Source organism: Anaerotruncus sp. 1XD42-93 (assembly GCF_009917605.1).
GTDB lineage: Bacteria > Bacillota > Clostridia > Oscillospirales > Ruminococcaceae > Anaerotruncus.
In genome coordinates this window covers 1-618 of sequence record NZ_QZEG01000225.1, presented here as the reverse complement: position 1 = coordinate 618, position 618 = coordinate 1, and the positions used below count along the sequence as shown (strand labels likewise).

General features: G+C 56.5%; 1 protein-coding gene. It reads right to left on the bottom strand.

The features are described 5' to 3' along the window. Positions 1-618, bottom strand: a 618-nt coding sequence (locus D5269_RS18160) for a hypothetical protein (protein ID WP_147408094.1), incomplete at both ends; no start/stop codon positions are given.

The window sequence follows — 618 nt, the reverse complement described above, 5'->3', positions numbered from 1 at the left end:
CAGATCGGCGGGGAGATAGTCGGTGATGGCGCTGTTGCGCGGGTCCTGCCGGATGGCGCGTTCAAACTGTTCTTTGCTTTCCGTCCGGTAAATGGGGTAGGCCAGCGCGGGGTCATTCAGCTGGACATAGCCCCGCTGCAAATCGGTGATGCGGTACTCGGTATTTTCCAGAAAAACAAAATCCCCTACGCCATAGGCCGATGCCAGCGGGTCGCGGGGAAGTGTTCCCGGTTCGTCCGCAGCGGGTGCGGCTGTTTCCTGTGCCGGTTCCTCTTGCCGGTCCGCCTTTATCTCTTGTGGTTCCAGCCCGGCCAGGAATTGCTCCGCAGCTTCTTCTCTTGAAAATGTCCGTACCGTTCCATCGGAGGCGGTATAGTAATCATTGGTCTGATTATCCCAGACAGCAAACGCATCTTCCGGGTCGGGAAACGCATCGCTGGTCATAACAACGGAAAAGCGTGGTTCTGCTTCTTCGGCGGCAATCTGCTCCACATCAGCCATGACCTGCTGGATAAAGGGGTCATTGTCCAGCTTCTCCGGTTCTGTTACCTGCCCGTTTACAATGCCGCGCTGGGCCAGATTTTCCCGGATTGCGATAGGGTCTATATCGTCCAGATT